Raw genomic sequence first — 15,432 nt, 5'->3', positions numbered from 1 at the left:
GTCAGATCCCGGCGGGCGTGCATGCCACGCCCGCCGGCCCTGCGTAGACTGCCGCCATGTACTGGCTCAGCCGACACCGCCTGCAGTTGCTGACTATTCTGGTGATGGTGGCCGGCACCGTGCTGTGCGCGGCCGCCGCAGGCCACTACGCCTGGCGTCGCGCGCTGGGCACCGAAAGCGCGCAGGTGCAGCGGCAGCTGCAGCTGTATGGCCAGGGCCTGCAACAGCGCATCGACCGGTTCGGCACCCTGCCGCAGGTGATGGCGCTGGACCCGGACCTGCTGCATGCACTGCAGGTGCCGCCCCAGCCCGCCGAGCGGCAGCGCCTGAACCTCAAACTGCAGCGCGCCAACCAGGTTACCCGCACCTCGACACTGACCCTGGTCGGCCGCGATGGCGTGGCCGTGGCCGCCAGCAACTGGGACCAGCCGACCAGCAACGTCGGCGAGGATTACAGCTACCGTCCGTACTACCAGCAGGCGCTGGCCCATGGTCGTGGTCGCTTCTACGGCATCGGCATGACCACCGGCGTGCCCGGCTACTTCATGTCCGAGGCCATCCTCGATGCCGACAGCCAGCGCATCGGCGTGATCGTGATCAAGATCGAGCTGTCGGCACTGGAACAGGAATGGTTGAACAGCCCGGACGTGGTGCTGACCAGCGACAACCACGACGTGGTGTTCCTGGCCAACCGCGATGCCTGGCGCTACCGCCTTCTGCGTCCGCTCGGCACGGAGGAACGCCGCGAGATGCGCGCGGCGCGGCAGTATGCCGACCGCTCGCTGCAGCCGCTGCGCGTGCGCACCGAAGATGTGCTGGCCGATGGCGGCCGCATGGTGCGCCTGCTCGACCCGGCACTGCCGCAGGCGATGCTGTGGCAGACCCTGGCGCTGCCCGACGAAGACTGGAGCCTGCACCTGCTGCACGACGCCAGCGCGGCCACCAGCGCCGGCCGCGGCGCGGCAGTGGCCGGCGCCGCCGCTTGGCTGGCGCTGGGTTTCCTGGTGCTGTTCGTGCAGCAACGGCGTCGCCTGTCCAAGCACCGCCAGCGCAGCCGGCGTGAACTGGAAACCCTGCTCAAGCAGCATGCACAGGAACTGCGGACCGCCCAGGACGGCCTGCTGGAAGCCGCGACCGATGCAGACGTTGGCTTGAGCCGCAGCCTCGAACATCTGCCGCAGGGCGTGGTGGTGATCGACAAGGAACAGCGTCTGGTCGCGTGGAATTCGCGCTATCTGGAATTGTTCCGCTTCCCGGCGGGACTGGTGCGGGTGGGCCGCCCGATCGAGGAACTGTTCCGCTTCAACGCACGTCGCGGCCTGTTGGGGCCCGGCCCGATCGACGAGGCCATCGAACGCCGCCTGACCCACCTGCGCAGTGGCCGCCCACACATGCGCGAGAGCGAGAAGGACGACGGCACGGTGCTGGAGATCCGCGGCAACCCGCTGCCCGACGGTGGCTTCGTCACCAGCTATGCCGACATCACCAGTTACAAGAACGCTGCACGCGAGCTGCGTTCGCTGGCCGATGCGCTGGAACACCGCGTGGCCGAACGCACCCAGGATCTGGACGAAGCCCGCCGCGAAGCCGAGCAGGCCAACCGTTACAAGACCCGCTTCGTCGCCTCGGCCGTGCACGACCTGCTGCAGCCGCTGAATGCCGCGCGCATGTTCGTGTCGGTGCTGCGCGGCAAGCTCACCGACCCCGAACAGCAACAGACCAGCGACCATATCGACGCCGCACTGGCCGCGCAGGACGCGATCCTCAACAGCCTGCTGGATATTTCACGGCTGGAGTCGGGGTCGTTGCAGGTACGGGTGCGCGCATTCGCGCTGTCTCCCTTGCTGGAAACCCTGGCGCGCGAGTTCGGCATCGCCGCACAGAGCCGCGGCCTGCAGCTGGACTGGGTGGACACTCGTGCGGTGATCGTCAGCGACGAAGCACTGCTGCGGCGCATCCTGCAGAACTTCCTGTCCAATGCGCTGCGCTATACGCCACGTGGCCGCGTGCTGATCGGCTGCCGGCGTGCAGGCGACCAGCTGCGCATCGAGGTGCATGACCAGGGACCAGGTATTCCGGAAAGCCTGCAGGGCGAGATCTTCGAAGAATTCCGTCGCCTCAACGACGGCGTGGAGCAGGAACGGGGCGCCGGCCTGGGCCTGGCCATCGTTGAACGCATCGGTCGACTGCTCGGACACCGCATCAGCCTGCGTTCCGCGCTGGGCAAGGGCAGCGTATTCGCGGTGAGCGTGGCACTCGGGCGCGCCGACGAGGTGATTGCGCCGCCGGCGGCGCCGGTCGTCGCGACCGAGCCGTCCGATGACAGCCCGCTGCGGCAATGTCGGGTCTGGAGCATCGATGATGACCCGCATGTCTGTGCGGCGACCCGTGCCCTGCTGGAACGCTGGGGCTGCCATGTGGAACTTGCCGATGGCCCCCAGGGGGCACTGGAAATCGCCAGTGCGCTGAACGTGCCGCAGCTGTTGCTGCTGGACGTACGCATGGGGCAATGGCACGGACCGGACCTGTATGAAGCGCTGTGCACGCTGTGGAAGGCGCGGCCACCGGTGATCCTGGTGACCGCTGAGCGCGATGATGCGCTGAAAGTGCATGCTGCCGAGAACGGTTGGGGCTTCCTGCTCAAGCCCGTGCGGCCGCCGGCGCTGCGGGCGTTGATGACGCAGCTGCTGTTGCGGCATCGCGGGTAAGTCAGTCGCACCTGAGCGAGGACCATCGGCCCGCGTCAGAGCGTTCACGCTCTGACGTGAGCGGGTGCTCCGCCACTTGATGGCCAGACATCCTTCGCTTGCCATCCGCTCTTTGAGAGGAGGAAGGGAAGCGACGTACTCGTGACGAAGCATGGGCATAGTCCGAACAACAAACGAGCAATCGCCCTACTTACCAACGTTGCTGAAGATCAGACAATTGCGTGCCCGGGCCAACCGGCCAGCCAGACCAGAGGCAACAACCGTGCTCCCTCGTCCCGTGCCCCCTGCATCTACAAGACACTTCGGCCTGATCGCGGCAATGCTTCTCGGCCTGTACTGCAGCGGATGCGTCGATGGCAAATCACAAACAGCAGACCGCAATCAACAGAGATCCACAGAAGAAGGCGGCATCAATTACTTTCATCCGGACCTACCCGAACCAGCGGGCCGGTCCGGCCGAACGTCTTCGAATGAAGCTGTTTCAGCTTCGGCCAGCAATCGTAGAGAACGCACATTCGAGTACCTTCAAGTCGAATCCGGATTCATGGCAAACGGGGGCATCTCGAACCAGACAGCTGAAACCCTTTTGCGATCCAGCCGCAGCAGCTCTGATGCAATCGACCGTATGACCATCGACGCAGCGTCCAGCCCTGATGCCCAGGACCTGACCAGGCACTATCGATCATCTCTCGAGCGCGCAATGGGTCAGGACGGGGTTCTTGATCGCCTCGCGTGCGGCCTGAGCATATGCATTGGTATCGCTCGCGCCCAAAGCAGTGCCGATCACGAAGCATGGGGCCACAGACTGGCGTCAGACCGATCATCTCCCACATACAGCTACGCCGAAGTATCTGAGAAGCTCGGCGCGGGATACGAGAACAGATTCATGTTCTCTACCGATCCCGAACTGAATTCGATCAGCGGGAACTGATCAGGAAAGCGGAACAGCATCCACAACGACGCAGTACATGCGCCAACGTCCCGTCTCTGTCAGCCATCCAATCCAACGCGCGCATCGCCTTCCGGCTCCAGCGCCTTCACCAGCACTGCCGCCTGCGTGCGGCTGTGGCATTCGAGCTTCTTCAGGATGGCGGTCACGTGCACCTTCACCGTGTTTTCGGCCAAGCCCAGTTCATAGGCGATCTGCTTGTTGAGCAGCCCGTCGGCCAGGCACAGCAGCACCCGGAACTGCTGCGGCGTCAGCTGCGCCAGGCGGCTGGCCAGCAACGCGTCGGCCTCGGAACGCTCAGCGGCCATCGCCGGGAACCACAGGCCACCATCGAGCACCGCTGCCACCGCTTCACCGATGGTTTCGGCAGGCGCGGACTTGGGAATGAAGCCGGCCGCGCCGAACTGCTGCGCGCGGCGGACCACCCGCGGGTGGTCGTTGGAGGACAGGATCACCACCGGAATGTCCGGGTGCGAACCGCGCACGTGCAGCAGCGCGGAGAATCCATGTGCGCCCGGCATGGTCAGGTCCAGCAGCACCAGATCCACATCGGGCTGTGCGTCCAGCGAGGTGGCCAGTGCTTCGGCGCTGGCCACCTCGCGTACCTGCGCCAGCGGCAGACTCTGCCGCAACGACTGCACCACCGCCGAACGCAGCAGCGGATGGTCATCGGCGATCAGGATGGTGTATTCGCTCATGCGGCCATTGTACGGGCAGCGAACTGCCTCCGCCGGGCATGGCCCGGCGCTACCGGAGCACCAGTACGGGCGCTACCGCCCCGCCGGCTCCACGCTGCTGCGCCATGCATCCAGGAACTGGCGGCGCTTGAGCGCATCCAGGTAGACCAGCAGGCCGGGGCCGAGCTGGATCGGGCGACGGCTGCGGCCAGGGGCATCCCCGCCGCCTGCATCGCTGCGCACGATCGGCATCAGCCGCGCTTCCCGCGCGAGCACCTGCTGGCCACGTGGCGACAGCAGGTAGTCGAGGAAGCGCCGCGCTTCCTGCGGGTGCGCGCCGGTACGCGGAATCACCGCCGTACGCAGTACCACCAGCGTGTAGTCTTCCGGCTCGACGATGGCCAGCGGTGCGCCCGCATCGATACGCGCCTGCGCATACGAGCCCAGCACGTTGTAGACCAGCGACAACTGGCCGCTGGCCACCTGGTCCAGCAGCACGCCGGTGCGCTCCTCGCGCACCACCGCGTTGTCCCCCAGCGCACCAAGCAGGGCCCCGGCGATGCTGCCGCGCTGGGCGTCCTGGGTCGCCAGCAGGTAGCCCACGCTGCTGCGTTCGATATCGTAGGTACCGACCTTGCCGCGCAACGGCGCCCCTTCCGCGCGCAGCAGGTCCAGGAGCTGTCGACGCGTGTGCGGCGCCTTCGCGGCCGGCAGCCCGCGGGTGTTGTAGACCATCACCACCGGTTCGTAGCTGATGCCGAATGCCTCGCCACGCCATTGCGCCCACGCTGGCAGCGCCTGGGTCTGCAGCGAGCGGTGTGGCAACGCGTGGCCGTCGTTGACCAGCTTGGTCTGCAGGTCCATGCCGCTGGAAATCAGCAGGTCCGGCGACGCAGGCCCGCTGCGGTCGCGCAGGTAACGCGCGTACAGGTCCTGGGTGATGATGTCTTCGTACACCACCTCGCTGCCCGGATGCAGCCGCTGGTAATCGGCGATGACCTCGGCGAAGACCTCGATATCGGTAGTGCCGTGGATGCGCAGCTGCGCGGTGGCGGCGCCTTGGGCGGGGAAGCGGCGTACATCGCCCGGCGCGGCGAGTGCTGGCATCGCCAGCAACAGGGCAACAACAACGACGAACAGGCGGATCATGTGCTGCTCCGGGGCAGGCGGATGGTGGCGACCAGGCCACCCTGCGGTCGATTGCTGAGATCGATCTGCCCGCCATGGCTGTCGACCACCCGCTTGACGATGGCCAGGCCAAGGCCTGCACCGCCGGAGGGTGCGCCCTCGCCGCGCGCGAAACGCTCGAACACGCGTTCGGCATCGGCGGCGGCGATGCCGGTGCCGTGGTCGGCGATGGTGAGCACGGCCTGTCCGCCTTCAGCGGTCAGCGCGATCTGCAAGGGGCCATCACCGCCGTACTTCAGCGCGTTGTCGACCAGATTCTTGATGGCTTCGCGCAGCAGCAGCGCGTCGCCATGCACCTGCACCGGCTCGGCCGTCATCGCCAGCTGCACGCGCGGGGCGGGCCCTGCCTGCGGCAGCGCTTCATGCAGGGCCTGGTGCACGGTCTCGGCCAGGTCCACGGTGGCGAAGCGCTGCAGATGTGACCGATGGATCACGCTGGCATCGCTGAGCAGCTGGTTGAGCAGCCGGCTCATGTGGGTGGCGTTGCGCTCGATCGCCTGCAGGCTGCGCCGCATGTCTTCCGGATCGTCGTCGTCCAGCGCCAGCTGTGCCTGCGCACGCAGCGCGGCCAACGGCGTGCGCATCTGGTGCGCGGCCTCGGCCATGAACGCGCGCAGGGTTTCATTGCTGCTGGACAGGCGCTCCATGAAGCGGTTCAGCGCGGCCACCATCTGGTCCATCTCGCGTGGCACGCGCGCATCGAGCGGTTTCAGGTCGGACGGCTCACGGCGTGACAGTTCGCGCTCGACCCGCACCAGCGGCCGGAACGCGCGGTGCACGCCGAACGCCACCAGTGCCAGCAGCAATCCCGACAGCACGCCGATGGCCAACAGCGCGCGGGTGACCAGTTCCTGCGCCACCGCTTCGCGTGCACGCCGGGTCTGCCCCACCTGCACCTGCACCTCGCCCTGCGCGGAGGCCGCGGCAAAGCTGCGGCCGACCACCACGAAACGCACGATCTCGCCGCTGTAGGGCGCATCGAACAACTGCGGTTGCGTGCCCGGCCGCCGCGGCGACGCAGGCAGGTCACCGTAGCCGGTGATCAGGTTGCCGCGGCTGTCGGCGATCCGGTAGAACACGCGGTCTTCCGGCGCCATCGCCAGAAGGTCCAGCGCGGCATACGGAAGGTCCACCTGCCACTGGCCATCGACCAATGCCACCGAATCGGCGATCGACAGGGCCGACGACACCAGCAGATGGTCGTAGGAGCGGTTGGCGGCGCGCTGGCCGTAGTCGCGTGCAGCGAACAGCAACGCCACCGCGAACACCGCCAGCAACGCGCCCAGGTACAGCAGCAGGGTGCGCCGCAGCGACCCGGGGGCGGCACTTGCGCTGCGCGCGTCAGCCATCGGCATCGGCCGGGCCGTCGCTGGCTTCAAGCAGATAGCCGACACCACGCACCGTGGTGATGCGCAGCGGCGCGCCCGCCAGCTTTCTGCGCAGGCGACCGATGTACAGCTCGATGGCATTCGGCCCGGCTTCGTCATCGAAGCCGAACAGGCCATTGCCGATCTCATCCTTGCCCACCACCTGGCCCAAGCGCCCGACCAGGATCTCCAGCAACCGATACTCGCGGTTGGGCAGCTCGATCGGCTCGCCATCCAGGGTCACCCGGTGCGCAGCGTTGTCGAACTGGAAGCCGCCGATCTGCACCACTTCGCTGGCTTGCCCGCGTGCACGTCGCAGCAGCACGCGGCAGCGCGCTTCGAATTCACGGAAGTCGAATGGCTTGCCGAGGTAGTCATCAGCACCGACATCGAGTGCCTGCACGCGATCTTCGATGCCATCGCGTGCGGTCAGCATCAGCACCGGTGTGCTGTCACCACGCTCGCGCATGCCGGCCAGCACCCGCAGCCCATCCAGTTTTGGCAGGCCGATATCCAGCACCACCAGATCGAAACTCTGGTAACGCAGCACGCTGGCGGCGGCCAGGCCGTCGGCCTGCCAGTCCACCGCGTGACCACTGCGGCGCATGCGACGGATGATCGCATCGGCCAGGTCCGGGTTGTCTTCGACCAGCAGCAGGCGCATGGGCACAACAGTGGGAGGGGAAACGAATGCTACCGCATGGCGCCGCTGCGCTCGCCGGGCATGGCCGGGCGCTACCGATGCTGACCTGTTCCTCCGGTCATGGATCGGCGCCCCTGGGTGCATCGTCGCCGGGTAGCGCCGGGCCATGCCCGGGGAGCGCAGCGGAGACCATTTACGCTGCACCGCACAAACCGCTGACAGGACGATGACAGCTTGCGCGACACAGACTGCGGCCGCGCACCGTCCGGTGCCCACGATTGCCGCGCGCCTGGCGCGCACCTGGGAGGGTTTGTGGAATTGAGCATTGCCTGGCGGCGTCCTGCCGCCATGATGGCCCTGGCTGCGCTGGCCGCGCCGGCCTTCGCCGAAGACGAGCGTCCAGTGACCGCCACGGTGGGCGGCCGCCTGCACCTGGACTTCGCCACCTTCGACAACGACAACCGGGGTACGCCGAACAAGGACGACACCGAGATCCGCCGCGCCTGGGTTGACGTGTCCGGCAAGTTCTTCGTGGTCGACTACAAGCTGGAAGCCGATTTCTCCGGCGACCGTGTCGAGGCCAAGGACGTCTACCTGAGCCGCAGCTTCGGCGATGCCGGTCGCCTCACCGTGGGCCAGTTCAAGCAGTATTTCTCGCTGGACGACCGCACCGGTTCCAACTACGGCAGCTTCTTGGAGCGCGGCAACGCCGGCACCACGCTGGCGCCGCTGTACCGGCTGGGCGCCTCGTGGCAGGCCAACCCGGGCGATTTCACCTGGGCGGCCAGCGTGTACAGCCTGGAGAGCATCGATGCCTGGCAGGTCAAGGGCCGCGCTGCGGGTGGACGCGTTACCTGGGCGCCGTCACCCAGCGAGGGCGACGTGCTGCACCTGGGCCTGTCGCTGGCCCGCGAGGCCTATGACAACCCGGGCGGCAACGGCACCCCGGGCCTGAAGATCCGTCCGCGTCCGGCCGGCCATCTGTCCGACGAAAGCCGCCTGACCCTGGTCGACTTCTCCGCTGGCCGCGATACCGACGTCAACAAGTGGTCGCTGGAATATGCGCAGGTGCGCGGCCCGCTGTCATGGCAGGGCGAGTTCAGCGGCGCCACCTTCGATGATGGCGCCCAGCGCGGTGACGTGATGGCCGCCTACGGCATGCTCAGCTGGTTCGTTACCGGCGAAAGCCGCGCCTACGACCGCAAGACCGGCCGCTTCGCCCGGGTCAAGAACATCCGCCACAAGGCCGGTGCCTTCGAAGTGGCCCTGCGCTACGACCAGATGTGGGGCGCGCAGCACCTCGATGGTGCGCCGGACCTGCGCCGTGGCAGTACCGAAGGCTGGACGCTGGGCGGCAACTGGTACCTGCGCGACAACCTGCGCTTCATGCTCAACGTGATCGAAAGCCGCAACCGCGACCGCCTCGCCGGCGCCACGGTGGATCGCACGCGCGCGGTCACCGGGCGCCTGCAGTTCGACTTCTAACGCGTTTTCCCCGGGCACGCACGCTCGGGCCCCTTCCACGTCCCACGTCCTGTTTCCTCTAGGAGTCCGCAGATGATGCTGAGCATCCTCGGCTTTGGCATGGTCATTACGTTCATGTACTTGATCATGAGCAAACGACTGTCGCCGCTCGTTGCCCTGATCACCATTCCCATCATCTTCGCCCTGATCGGTGGCTTCGCCGCCGGCATCGACGAGATGATGCTGGAAGGCATCAAGAAGATCGCGCCGACGGGCGTGATGTTGATGTTCGCCATTCTCTACTTCGGCGTGATGATCGATGCAGGCCTGTTCGATCCGCTGGTGCGGATCATCCTGCGCTTCGTCAAGGGCGACCCGATGAAGATCGTGCTTGGCACCGCCGTGCTGGCGATGCTGATCTCGCTCGACGGCGATGGCTCGACCACCTACATGATCACCGTCTCGGCGATGCTGCCGCTGTACCAGCGGCTGGGCATGAACGCGCTGAACATGACCTGCGTGACCATTCTCGCTGGTGGCGTGATGAACCTGACCCCGTGGGGCGGCCCGACCGCGCGCGCGGCCACCGCACTGCACGTGGATCCTGCCGATGTGTTCGTGCCACTGATTCCCTCGATGGTGATCGCCTGCGCTGGCGTGCTGCTGCTGGCCTGGTACCTGGGCCTGAAGGAGCGTCGTCGCCTGGGCGTGGTGACCCTGCCCAAGGGCGGCAGCTGGATGGACAACAGCGTGTCCGATGACGGCAACACGCTGCCGACCGTGGAAGACGCCGAAGACACCAAGCGCCCCAAGCTGCTGTGGGTGAACCTGGTGCTGACCCTGGCGCTGATGAGCGCGCTCATCATCGGTGTGCTGCCGATGCCGGTGTTGTTCATGATCGGCTTCGCCATCGCGCTGGTGATCAACTACCCGAACCTGGCCGAACAGCGCCGCCGCGTGGTCAGCCATGCCGGCAGCGTGCTGTCGGTGGTGGCGCTGATCTTCGCCGCAGGCATCTTCACCGGCATCCTCAACAACACCGGCATGGTCGAGGCGATGTCGCACAGCTTCCTGGCGATCATCCCAGACAGCTGGGGCCCGTACCTGGCGGTGATCACCGCCGTGGCCTCGATGCCGTTCACCTTCTTCATGTCCAACGACGCGTTCTACTTCGGCGTGCTGCCGATCCTGTCCGAGGCGGCCGGCAACTACGGCATCACCCCGGTGGAAATGGCCCGCGCGTCGCTGGCCGGGCAGCCGGTGCACCTGCTCAGCCCGCTGGTGCCTTCCACCTATCTGCTGGTGGGGCTGGCCAAGGTTGAATTCGCCGACCACCAGAAATTCACCCTGAAGTGGGCGATCGCCATTTCGCTGCTGCTGATGATCGGCGGCCTGTTGTTCGGGCTCTATCCCTTCACGGCCTGATTTCCTTACCAAGGAGCGTTCTGCAATGACTCTTCGCATCGCCTACGTCACCAGCGGGATGGGCAGTGTCGGCACTGCCATCTGCCAGAGCCTGGCCCGTTCCGGCCATACCGTGGTCGCCGGCTGCGCGCCCAACTCGCCGCGCAAGGCCAACTGGCTGCGCGAGCAGCGCGAACAGGGCTTTGATTTCATCGCCTCCGAAGGCAACGCCACCGATTGGGCGTCGACCACCGCGGCCTTCGCCAAAGTGCGTGCCGAGGTCGGCGAGGTGGACGTGCTGGTCAACAACTCCGGCGGCAGCCGCGACCTGCTGTTCCGGCAGATGACGGTGGAGGACTGGAATGCGGTGATCGCCTCCAATCTCAATTCGCTGTTCAACCTGACCAAGCAGGTGGTCGATGGCATGGCCACGCGTGGCTGGGGCCGCATCATCAACATCGGTTCGGTCAGCGCCCACAAGGGCCAGATCGGCCAGGTGAACTACGCCACGGCAAAAGCCGCGATGCACGGTTTCAGCCGTGCGCTGGCCGCTGAAGTCGCCTCGCGCGGGGTCACCGTCAACACGCTGTCGCCGGGCTACATCGCCAGCCAGGCGATCAGCAGCTTCCCACCGGACGTGCTGGATCGACTGGCCGCGTCGGTACCGGTGCGGCGCCTGGGTCGCCCGGAAGAAGTGGCCGGCCTGTGTGCCTGGCTGGCTTCGGATGAAGCCTCCTACGTGACCGGTGCCGACTATCCGGTCAACGGTGGCCTGTACATGGGCTAGCCCTCTCCGCGCAGGGCGTGGGTCTGCTTCCCTCCCCCGGCAGATTCACGCCCTGCGCGGCTTCCCCCACGACGCCGTTCGTTGGTTTTCCGTAAACAAGGTTTCATGTTCCGTTCGCATAGTGGCCGTGCACCACGCCCCCGGGCCGGTGACCATCCCCCATGCAACGGACCATCATGCAGACCCGATACCTGACGATCGCCGTGGCGATCGCGCTTTCCGCCGCCAGCGCCCATGCCGCTGAAGCCACCGACGCCACCGCCGATACCGCGCTGAGCGCGCAGACGCTGGATACCGTCTCGGTCATCGGCCAGGGCGAGACCCGCCAGGTGCAGCGCATCACCACCGTCGACAAGCAGGTGCTGCCGCCGGGTACCAGCGGCCAGAAGATCCTCGACCGCCTGCCCGGCGTGTCGGTGCAGTCCAACGATGCATTCGGTGCCAATGAGGAATCGCAGACCATCAGCCTGCGTGGCTTCGACAAGAGCCGCCTGGGTTACACGCTGGACGGCATCCCGCTGGGCGACAACAGCTACGGCAACTACAACGGCCTGAGCATCGCCCGTGCACTGATCGCCGAGAACCTGGCCGGCGCCGAGCTGTCGCAGGGTATCGGCTCGCTGGGCGTGGCCTCGACCAGCAACCTTGGCGGCACCATCCAGTACTTCTCGATGGACCCGTCCACCGAATTCGGCGGCCGCGCCAGCATCACCGTCGGCGATGACAACCAGCGCCGCGGCTACCTGCGGGTGGACACCGGCGACATCAACGGCTTCTCGGCCTACGTGTCCGGCGTGCACCAGGACCAGGACATGTGGGCCGCGCCGTACCAGAACCAGACCACCCGCCAGTTCAATGCCAAGGCGGTATGGAACGTGGGCGACAACCGCTTCGGTGCCTTCGTCGCCACCTCGCGCGCCAGCCAGGCCAACTATGCCTACCTGTCCAAGGACATGCTGGCGCGCGGCCTGGGTTATGACTGGAACATCTATGCACCGGACTGGGATCGCGCCGTCGCGGCTGCATACTGCGCACCGGGCACCTACAACAAGGCACGCTGTGCATTCAGCGGCGGCGTCAACAGCATCGACGATGCCTACTACCAGAGCCGTGCGCTGCGCGATGACAACCTGTACTCGATCGACGCCGACATCCGCCTGGGTGAACAGGGCCGCCTGAAACTACTGGGCTACCACCACGAAAACCGTGGCCAGGGCCACTGGTGGGCACCGGGCCAGCCGTCCTACCCGGGCACCGACAGGATGCTGCCGATCTCGATCCGCAGCACCAACTACACCATCAACCGCGATGGCGTGACCGCTGCGCTGTCGTGGACGCTGGGCATCCACGAACTGGAAGCCGGCGTGTGGTACGAGCAGAACGACCATAACGTATCGCGCAACTTCTACTACATCAGCGGCCCGTTCCTGGACGACCTCTACCTGCAGAACCCGGACCGTCGCCTGTTCAACCAGGACTTCGACATCCGCACCCGCCAGTTCTATGTGCAGGACCGCATGCGATTCCTCGACCAGCGCCTGACCGTGGACGTGGGCATCAAGAGCCCCAACACGCGCATGACTGCCAAGGCCCAGCCGGGCGTGGAAACCAGCATCGCCTCGGGTACGCTGACCGCCAAGGAATCGGTGCTGCCGCAGCTGGGCGTGGGCTTCAAGCTCAACGCCAACAATGAAGTGTTCGCCTCGTACGCCGAGAACATCGCCGCCTTCGTCGGCGGCGGCAGCGGTGGCCCGCTGCAGGTGTCGCCGGAATCGTTCGCGGCCAGCGCCGGCCTCGAGCCGGAGAAGTCCAAGAGCCTGGAAGCTGGTTTCCGTACCTTCGGCGAGAAATACCAGGCGTCGATCGCGGCCTACAACGTGAAGTTCGACAACCGTCTGCTGTCGTTGAACCCGTGCTCGAGCATCGAGGTAGGCACGCGTCCGGAGTGCGTGACGCGCTTCATCAACGTCGGTTCGGTGAAGAGCCATGGCGCAGAGCTGACCTTCATCCTCAAGCCGGTCGATGGCCTGCAGTGGTACAACGCGCTGTCCTGGAACAAGACCACCTACGAGGATGACTACACCTCGGGCGGTGCGATCGTACCGGTGGCCGGCAAGATCACCGTGGATACGCCGCAGCGCATGGCGTCCAGCGAGATCAGCTGGAACCGCGATGGCTTCTTCGCCAGCCTGCGCGCCAAGTACACCGGCAAGCGGTACTACACCTACACCAACGACCAGTCGGTGCCGGGCGTGACCACCTTCGATGCCGGCGCCGGCTACGACTTCGGCCCGGGCATGGGCCTGCGCAACGTGCGGGTGTCGTTGAACGCGACCAACCTGACCAACAAGCGCTATGCGGGCCAGCTGAGTTCGTTCGCACCGACCGATCCGAAGGGCACGCGGTATGCAATCCATGCGAGTGCGCCGCGGCAGATCTTCATGACGGTGGCGGCGGAGTTCTAAGTCGAAAGCGGGCGCTGCGGCGCATTGATTGTTCCTGCATGGCGCGGGCAGGCAGGCCCATGCAGGACACGCCGTAAACCCGTCCATGGGAGCTCGATGGCGCCATCCATGGCGCCAACGGTCCTGCATGGGCCTGCCTACCCGCGCTGGACAGTTCCCCGCGCCGGCGCGGAGGCAATGGAAAGCAAGAGCAAGAGCAAAAGCAAAGAGCCGGGCAGTGCCCGGCTCTTTGCTTTTCAAGCGCAATCCCTTCGGCGCGGTGATGTGCTGCCGCCCGCGCGGGAAACTGTCTGGCGGCGGTGGGGCACCCTGGCCAGGACCGTGAGGCGCATGGATGCGCCGATCGAGCCCCCATGGATGGGTTTACGGCGTGTCCTGGCCAGGGTGCCCCACCGCCGCCAACCGATATCAATCGAGGCGCCAGCGCATCATCCCGCCAACGCATTTCATTCCGGCGCCAGCTGGTCCATCCGGATGCGGTTGGCGAACAGCGAGAACGCCAGCATGCCAGCCAGGCCGTTGGCCCGGCTCATCCAGTGCGGCAGCCAGCGCGGGGGCTTCAGCACACCCGATTCGAACAGCGGGGCGAACGCGATCGCATCGGTCAGGCTCATCTTGCCGGCGAACAACCAGCGGCAGACCTGCAGGCGATCCTCGGCCAGCATGTGGCGGAAGAAGGTATGCACCGACACCAGCCCGCGCAGGTACACCGTGTCCTTGGTGAAGGCCAGGCCGCCACTCGGCGGCACACCGCGGAATACCCGCTGCGCCGACGCGAAGCTCTCTTCCGGGTTCTGCCCGGCATCGCAGAAGTAGCGGAACACCTCGATGAAGTCCGCACCTTCGCGCGCCATCGCGATCGCCTCGGTACGCAGGCTGATGCGCTTCAGGCGCTCGATGTCGATGCTGCCGGTGATCTGCTCGGCAAACGTCGCCAGTCCTTCCTGGGTGGCCGTCACCCGTGGCGAAGACAGCGCCAGGCTCGGCAGCACCGGCTGCGCGCGACCGTTCAACGCCGTCAACGAATGCACCAGCGCTTCGTGGTGGAACAGCTGCGCGCGATCGTAAGCGCTGAAACGCGCGCTGGTGCGCAGGCGGATGCGGGTCGGTCCGGCAGCCGCCTTCGAGACCAGTTCCGGATCCAGCTGCACCTGGATGATGCGTGATTCGAAAAACGCATCGAGATCATTCTGCAGCTGCAACTGCAGGGCGATGGCCGAGACCGGCACCTGCTCTTCCGGTGCCAGCAGTTCGTGATCCAGTTCGGCAGCAATCTGGATGAAGTGGCGCGCCGCATCGCGCGTGCTCGGTCCGTTGCCCGGCAACGGTTGCTCGGGCGAACCGAACAACTGCATCGAACAGGCATCCACGGCCGCGGTACCGAGGCCTTCCAGCAGCTGCGCTGCCAGATCCCAGCTCTGCGCGGACTGCTGCACGTAATGGCCCAGCGGATGGCTTTCGTCACACTCGGCAGCGAGCGCGGCCAGCGCGCGACGCTCGTCGCTGAAGTCCAGCTTCGGGTAGTCGACCACCGGCAGCGTCGGCTGGCCACGGGCCACGCTGTCCAGGAAGGGTGCCTGCAGTGTCGCCGGCCAGCTGGTCAGGCCCAGCAGGCGGATGCCTCCTACGGCCTCGACCAGGCGCGCATCGAGCGCTGCATGGTGGGCCACGTCACGGTCCAGCGTCGCGGTCGGTTCCATGGGCGGACTATAACGCCCTGCCCGCGCGTTGGTAGGTGCCAACCTTGGTTGGCATCCGCCGACGGCGGGCTTCGGACACC

At 66.4% G+C, this 15,432-nt stretch carries 11 protein-coding genes; 6 read left to right on the top strand and 5 right to left on the bottom strand.

The features are described 5' to 3' along the window. The first annotated feature begins 56 nt into the window (after positions 1 to 56). On the top strand, positions 57 to 2,708 hold the full coding sequence (locus BW38_RS15225; protein WP_032975434.1) for a PAS-domain containing protein: 2,652 nt from the start codon (positions 57 to 59) through the stop codon (positions 2,706 to 2,708). A gap of 319 nt (positions 2,709 to 3,027) precedes the next feature. Further along, positions 3,028 to 3,639, top strand: a complete 612-nt coding sequence (locus BW38_RS21720; protein ID WP_152543283.1) for a hypothetical protein — start codon at positions 3,028 to 3,030, stop codon at positions 3,637 to 3,639. Between the two features lie 59 nt (positions 3,640 to 3,698). Here the strand turns inward: BW38_RS21720 and BW38_RS15230 are convergent, their stop codons facing one another. From BW38_RS15230 to BW38_RS15245, 4 genes are all read right to left on the bottom strand, one after another. After that, entirely contained in the window at positions 3,699 to 4,355 is a 657-nt protein-coding gene (locus BW38_RS15230; RefSeq protein WP_032975433.1) for a response regulator transcription factor, read from the bottom strand. Between the two features lie 72 nt (positions 4,356 to 4,427). Further along, a complete protein-coding gene (locus BW38_RS15235) occupies positions 4,428 to 5,483 on the bottom strand; it encodes an ABC transporter substrate-binding protein (protein ID WP_032975431.1) in 1,056 nt (351 codons plus the stop codon). Further along, entirely contained in the window at positions 5,480 to 6,871 is a 1,392-nt protein-coding gene (locus BW38_RS15240) for a sensor histidine kinase (protein ID WP_032975453.1), read from the bottom strand. Before BW38_RS15240 ends, BW38_RS15235 begins: the two co-directional genes overlap by 4 nt. Beyond that, complete coding sequence (locus BW38_RS15245) at positions 6,864 to 7,553, bottom strand: response regulator transcription factor (RefSeq protein ID WP_025874118.1); 690 nt, start codon at positions 7,551 to 7,553, stop codon at positions 6,864 to 6,866. The genes BW38_RS15240 and BW38_RS15245 overlap by 8 nt, the downstream gene beginning before the upstream one ends. A gap of 327 nt (positions 7,554 to 7,880) precedes the next feature. Between BW38_RS15245 and BW38_RS15250 the strand changes: the two genes are divergently transcribed. The 4 genes from BW38_RS15250 to BW38_RS15265 all read left to right on the top strand — a co-directional run bounded on the left by BW38_RS15250 (position 7,881) and on the right by BW38_RS15265 (position 13,652). Further along, positions 7,881 to 9,017, top strand: a complete 1,137-nt coding sequence (locus tag BW38_RS15250) for a porin (RefSeq protein ID WP_051584929.1) — start codon at positions 7,881 to 7,883, stop codon at positions 9,015 to 9,017. A 75-nt stretch (positions 9,018 to 9,092) separates the two neighbouring features. Next, positions 9,093 to 10,421: a CitMHS family transporter gene (locus BW38_RS15255; protein ID WP_025874116.1), complete on the top strand. Its 1,329-nt coding sequence runs from the start codon at positions 9,093 to 9,095 to the stop codon at positions 10,419 to 10,421. Positions 10,422 to 10,446: 25 nt separating this feature from the next. Beyond that, positions 10,447 to 11,187: an acetoacetyl-CoA reductase gene (gene phbB, locus BW38_RS15260; RefSeq protein ID WP_025874115.1), complete on the top strand. Its 741-nt coding sequence runs from the start codon at positions 10,447 to 10,449 to the stop codon at positions 11,185 to 11,187. A 176-nt stretch (positions 11,188 to 11,363) separates the two neighbouring features. Further along, complete coding sequence (locus BW38_RS15265; protein WP_081323768.1) at positions 11,364 to 13,652, top strand: TonB-dependent receptor; 2,289 nt, start codon at positions 11,364 to 11,366, stop codon at positions 13,650 to 13,652. Between the two features lie 446 nt (positions 13,653 to 14,098). On the opposite strand, the gene BW38_RS15270 is transcribed toward BW38_RS15265, so the two are convergent. Next, positions 14,099 to 15,352: a flavohemoglobin expression-modulating QEGLA motif protein gene (locus BW38_RS15270; RefSeq protein ID WP_032975427.1), complete on the bottom strand. Its 1,254-nt coding sequence runs from the start codon at positions 15,350 to 15,352 to the stop codon at positions 14,099 to 14,101. Positions 15,353 to 15,432: the final 80 nt, after the last annotated feature.

This window comes from Stenotrophomonas sp. RIT309, assembly GCF_000632045.1.
GTDB lineage: Bacteria > Pseudomonadota > Gammaproteobacteria > Xanthomonadales > Xanthomonadaceae > Stenotrophomonas > Stenotrophomonas indicatrix.
The sequence above is the reverse complement of the archived record's forward strand: the minus strand, read 5'-3'. Positions and strand labels throughout refer to the sequence as shown.

What these genes read in the sequence shown, in the direction of transcription:
- BW38_RS15225 (WP_032975434.1), top strand. Translation starts at nt 57, where the DNA reads ATGTACTGGCTCAGCCGACACCGCCTGCAGTTGCTGACTATTCTGGTG.
- BW38_RS21720 (WP_152543283.1), top strand. Translation starts at nt 3,028, where the DNA reads ATGCTTCTCGGCCTGTACTGCAGCGGATGCGTCGATGGCAAATCACAA.
- BW38_RS15230 (WP_032975433.1), bottom strand. Translation starts at nt 4,355, where the DNA reads ATGAGCGAATACACCATCCTGATCGCCGATGACCATCCGCTGCTGCGT.
- BW38_RS15235 (WP_032975431.1), bottom strand. Translation starts at nt 5,483, where the DNA reads ATGATCCGCCTGTTCGTCGTTGTTGTTGCCCTGTTGCTGGCGATGCCA.
- BW38_RS15240 (WP_032975453.1), bottom strand. Translation starts at nt 6,871, where the DNA reads ATGGCTGACGCGCGCAGCGCAAGTGCCGCCCCCGGGTCGCTGCGGCGC.
- BW38_RS15245 (WP_025874118.1), bottom strand. Translation starts at nt 7,553, where the DNA reads ATGCGCCTGCTGCTGGTCGAAGACAACCCGGACCTGGCCGATGCGATC.
- BW38_RS15250 (WP_051584929.1), top strand. Translation starts at nt 7,881, where the DNA reads ATGATGGCCCTGGCTGCGCTGGCCGCGCCGGCCTTCGCCGAAGACGAG.
- BW38_RS15255 (WP_025874116.1), top strand. Translation starts at nt 9,093, where the DNA reads ATGCTGAGCATCCTCGGCTTTGGCATGGTCATTACGTTCATGTACTTG.
- phbB (WP_025874115.1), top strand. Translation starts at nt 10,447, where the DNA reads ATGACTCTTCGCATCGCCTACGTCACCAGCGGGATGGGCAGTGTCGGC.
- BW38_RS15265 (WP_081323768.1), top strand. Translation starts at nt 11,364, where the DNA reads ATGCAGACCCGATACCTGACGATCGCCGTGGCGATCGCGCTTTCCGCC.
- BW38_RS15270 (WP_032975427.1), bottom strand. Translation starts at nt 15,352, where the DNA reads ATGGAACCGACCGCGACGCTGGACCGTGACGTGGCCCACCATGCAGCG.